Origin of the sequence: Bartonella sp. MM73XJBT.G (assembly GCF_028618435.1) — a bacterium.
Classification (GTDB): Bacteria; Pseudomonadota; Alphaproteobacteria; order Rhizobiales; family Rhizobiaceae; genus Bartonella.
On record NZ_JAQISW010000044.1, the window covers coordinates 1 to 4529 of the forward strand.

General features: G+C 34.7%; 5 protein-coding genes and 3 pseudogenes. All 8 read right to left on the reverse strand.

Annotation, left to right across the window (positions count from 1 at the left end; translation table 11 throughout):
* The coding region (locus PVV59_RS09315) for a type IV secretion system protein (RefSeq protein ID WP_273755818.1) at positions 1-485 on the reverse strand (485 nt) is incomplete at its 3' end.
* A 183-nt stretch (positions 486-668) separates the two neighbouring features.
* Complete coding sequence (locus PVV59_RS09320; RefSeq protein ID WP_273755819.1) at positions 669-1367, reverse strand: type IV secretion system protein; 699 nt, start codon at positions 1365-1367, stop codon at positions 669-671.
* Positions 1364-1507 (reverse strand): annotated as a pseudogene (locus PVV59_RS09325) (TrwH protein). The gene PVV59_RS09320 and the pseudogene PVV59_RS09325 overlap by 4 nt, the downstream one beginning before the upstream one ends.
* Before the next feature lie 204 nt (positions 1508-1711).
* A pseudogene (locus tag PVV59_RS09330) lies at positions 1712-1948 on the reverse strand (trwi protein); the annotation flags it as partial.
* Positions 1949-2088: 140 nt separating this feature from the next.
* Positions 2089-2655: pseudogene (locus PVV59_RS09335) on the reverse strand (type IV secretion system protein); the annotation flags it as partial.
* A gap of 399 nt (positions 2656-3054) precedes the next feature.
* Positions 3055-3900 carry a type IV secretion system protein gene (locus PVV59_RS09340; RefSeq protein WP_273755820.1) on the reverse strand — a complete coding sequence of 282 codons (846 nt, stop codon included), beginning with the start codon at positions 3898-3900 and terminating at the stop codon, positions 3055-3057.
* Positions 3897-4040, reverse strand: a complete 144-nt coding sequence (locus PVV59_RS09345; protein WP_273755821.1) for a TrwH protein — start codon at positions 4038-4040, stop codon at positions 3897-3899. The genes PVV59_RS09340 and PVV59_RS09345 overlap by 4 nt, the downstream gene beginning before the upstream one ends.
* Before the next feature lie 241 nt (positions 4041-4281).
* Positions 4282-4529, reverse strand: a 248-nt coding sequence (locus tag PVV59_RS09350; protein WP_342753308.1) for a type IV secretion system protein, incomplete at its 5' end; no start/stop codon positions are given.

A 4529-nucleotide genomic window follows, 5' to 3' on the forward strand; every position in this document is an offset into this window, starting at 1 on the left:
CCGCCGATTGCTACGACGAGGCTTGTTGCCAGCAAGATGATGAGCCCTAAGAGAGCGTAAAGTGTCCCATTTGCATCGAAGAAGACGGTTTCTTCGAAAAGACGACCTGCATATTTAAACCCATTACCTGCAGTTTTATCAAGCAAGGTCATTAATTCTTGTTCAGAGAGTGGATTTTTGAAGAGTGCTTTTGATAATTTAGAGGGCATTTCTAATATCAACCCCGAAATTTCATTTTGATAAAGTCCTGCGGTTAGAGCTATTGAAGTGATAATGCTTATACGCAAGCAACGGTTCACAAAACCGGAGAGAGGCATATCTATAGCGCCACGAATGATAAGCCATCCATAGATGATAAAAGCGATTGTTATCCCGATTGACACAAAGGGTGTAATTGTAGCAATCGTTTTTGAAATATCCATGATAGATGTTTTTAGTACTTGATCAATTTTAGTAAAAAGTTGCGCGAAAATAGTGAAATTCATGGTATTCCTCTTTAACAAATAGTCAATTTTTTACCACCTTAGAACATAGAACCATGCTAAGTGCTTGATTGGCATTTATACATTCCTTAAGTACTTTCACTTTGATTATCATGGTTTTGATAAATTTCTATGCCTCTTGAATTGCTGGGTTAATCCAGAACCCTGTAACATTGGTTTTTGTTTTTATCGTATGGTAGGCATGCTTTTCGCCTGATTGTCAAAAAACTTCAGATCCATTTCACGTCTTTTGAATTTGATAAGGTTACGTTCAGCGTTACGCAGATGTGTAATCATTTGCATTTTTATAGATTCATTTTCGATCAAAGCTAACGCACCATCGATATGTGTTTGCAAATCAGCAATGCTTTTCAAGTCGTTTTTTGTTGGAAGTTCATCTAATAAATTTTTAAGGTAGTCAAAACGATTTTTTACATTTTCAAAACTTTTCAAAGTGATAGCTTTATCTACAGATGACATATATTGCAAGCGCCCAAAAATAGCTTTACCCATGGAGTCAAAAGTTCCAGAAATTTTTCCTTCTTCCTCCAACACCTTTTTATATGATTCCCTTGAAAGCTGACTATCCTTATAGAGCGATCCTGGATTTTGGAGAAAAAAACTAGTCATATCCGCTTGTTGAGATCCTGTTTGGGGATTCTTTGTTATAGATTGATAAGTTTTTTCTATTTCTAAAAGTTGGTTTTCTTCCAAACTAATTTGTTTTTTTAATAGCTCAATAATTTTTGTATATTTTGCCGCTTGAGCTTGTAGTACATCTGAGCTATGTGAACTTAGTGTTTGATTTTCATCTGCATTTGATGGGGTTAGATTCAGCATTGTTAAAAGAACAATGATTCCTGTTATAACAAACCGCTTTTTCATCTGTCTTCTCGCTTAATTTCGGCAGGGATTGTTTTATTAATAGGCACCCGGTTTCTATCATTTGACTACTTTGGCTTTGGCGCTAAGGCACAAGCCGATAAGAGATTTACAATCAAAATCATAAGAATGATATTTTTCATTTTAATATTACTCTTCTTATTGTTAGATATATTCTAACATTTCTGTCATTATTGCCATTTTGAATACAAAGTAAAGCGCATAATGTGTAATTATTTTGCTTTTATTAATTTCATTTTTAAATTTATGAAAATAGCTCAATTTCAGTGCCCATATTTTTTATTGTGAGATTGAGATATTCTCACTCTTTCCCATAAGGGAGGGATCTAAGTGCTGTTGTTACGGGAAGTCCTTCTTGCTGTACCTTCTAATCTCCATAGATGAGCGAAAGTGATTCCTTTTGCGAGAGAATTGGCAATATTTGACAGTTTGAGTAACAGCATAATGGATATAATGGACAGGATGAGAGCACCACCAAATATATAGCCTATATTTTGTGCGGCATCGATCTGCATATCGCTCAAATAGTTTGAGAAGATATTCATCATTAGTTTAAACACGGTTTCCTTGACCATAAAACCTGAGGCTTATTATTCCTCTCATTAAAAATAAGTTTTGTAAGTGAAAAACTATTCTTATTGCCAATCTTCTGAAATTATTTTATAAATTAATCAATGTGTTGATTGCGTATGCAGCGATCAACAAGGGTTGCTAAGAGTATGAAGAGGAATGTATAGCTTAAGATCTGCGCTATCCATTGGTCGCAGAGTTTATGAGTTGGTTGCCAGAGTAGAGCAATAATGAAGAATGGCCCAAGTCCCACGAGAAGTGTAATAGCGATTTTTGTTAGTATCACGAGCCCACCGCCGACTGCTACGACGAGGCTTGTTGCCAGCAAGATGATGAGCCCTAAGAGACTGTACAGTAGTCCATTCGCTTCGAAGAAGACGGTTTCTTGGAAAAGACGCCCTGCATATTTAAATCCATTTTCTGCTGTTTTATCAAGCAAGTTCATTAATTCTTGTTCAGTGAGTGGACTTTTGAGGAGCGCTTTTGATAATTCAGAGGGCATTTCTAATATCAACCCCGAAATTTCATTTTGATAAAGTCCTGCGGTTAGAGCTATTGAAGTGATAATGCTTATACGCAAGCAACGATTTACAAAACCGGAGAGAGGCATATCTATAGCGCCACGAATGATGAGCCATCCATAGATGATAAAAACGATTGTTATCCCGATTGACACAAAGGGTGTAATTACAATAATGCTCTAATGCTCTAATGCTCTAATGCTCTAATGCTCTAATGCTCTAATGCTCTAATGCTCTAATGCTCTAATGCTCTAATGCTCTAATGCTCTGTTGAATTGCTGAAATAGCATTGAAACTTGTATATTGGATTTTATTTGCATTAAAAGAGAAAGCACGTGTTGTAAATAATTTTGTTAAAATCTTATTGAAGCACATGTTTGTTGTTAACCACAAAAATTAGTCTATGCTTCTACGTTTTTGTTATCTGATCAATTTTATTGAAAAGTTGCATTTACACATCACTTAGGTGGTTTCATCATGATTATTGTTGCTTTGAATGATTGTTATGGTTTTGATAGAATTTTTTCATCTCTCTGAATTTCAGATTCGTACTGAATCTTGTACATTGACTTTTGTTTTTACCGTATGGTAGGCATCCCCTTTTTTTCATGGCTAAAAAACTCCAAATCCATCTCACGTCTTTTGAATTTGATAAGTTTATGTTCAGCGTTACCTAAATGCGTACTCATTTGCATTTTTATAGATTCATTTTGAATCAAAGCTAATACACCAACGATATGTGTTTGAAGATCAGTAATGTCTTTCAAGTTGTTTTTTGTTGGAAGTTCATTTAATAAATTTTTAAGGTAGTTAAAACGCTTTTTTACGTTCTCAAAATTTTTCAAAGCTATAGTTTTATCTTGATATGATGTAAATTGTGAACGTGTAAAAAGAATTTTTTCCATAGGGTCAAAATTCCCAGAAATCTTTTCTTCTTCCTCCACCTTTTTATATGATTCCCTTGAAAATTGATCTTTATTATAGAGCGATTCTGGCTCTTCGAGAAAAAAATCAGCAATATCCATTTGTTTAGATCCTGTTGTCTGACTCTTTATTATAGTTTGATACGCTTTTTCTGTTTGTAAAAGTTTCTTTTTTTTGAACTCAAGCCGCTTTTTTAATAGCTCTATAATTTCTAGATATTTCTCTGATGGGATAGATAGAGAAGGTGATGGAGCAGGAGGTTGAATAACAGGTGTAGAAGGAGGTTGAGCAGCAGGTGTAGAAGGAGGTTGAGCAGCAGGTGTAGAAGGAGGTCGAGCAGGTGTTTGCTGTGGAGGGAATTTGAATAACTGAAGTCCTGGATTTACATGACCCATATCACTATAATTTACTGCATGTGCCAAATTCAAATTTACTGCATGTGCCAAATTCATCATTGTCAAAAGGACAATGATTCCTGTTATAATAAACCGCTTTTTCATCTGTTTTCTCGCTTAATTTCGGCAGGGATTGTTTTATTAACAGGCACCCGGTTTCTATCATTTGGTTGTTTTATCTTTGGCGCTAATGCACAAGCCGATAAGAGATTTGCAATCAAAATCATAAGAATGATATTTTTCATTTTTAATATTACTCTTCTTATTGTTAGATATATTCTAACATTTCTGTCATTATTGCCATTTTAAATATAAAGTAAAGCACATAATGTTCAACTATTTTACTTTTTTAATTTCATTTTTAAATTTATGAAAATAGCTCAATTTCAGTGTAAATATTTTTTATTGTAGGATTGGATAGCTGGTTGTTTTGTCCTAGGGATATTAAGGGGTATCCGTTACGAGAATCACTGCTTTTTATATTATCTAGTCTCTATATCTCCATAGATGAGCGACAGTGATTCCTTTTGCGAGAGAATTGGCAATATTTGACAGTTTGAGTAACAGCATAATGGATATAATGGACAGGATGAGAGCACCACCAAATATATAGCCTATATTTTGTGCGGCATCGACCTGCATATCGCTCAAATAGTTTGAGAAGATATTCATCATTAGCTTAAACACGGTTGCTAAGAGTATGAAGAGGAATGTATAGCTCAAGATCTGCGCTA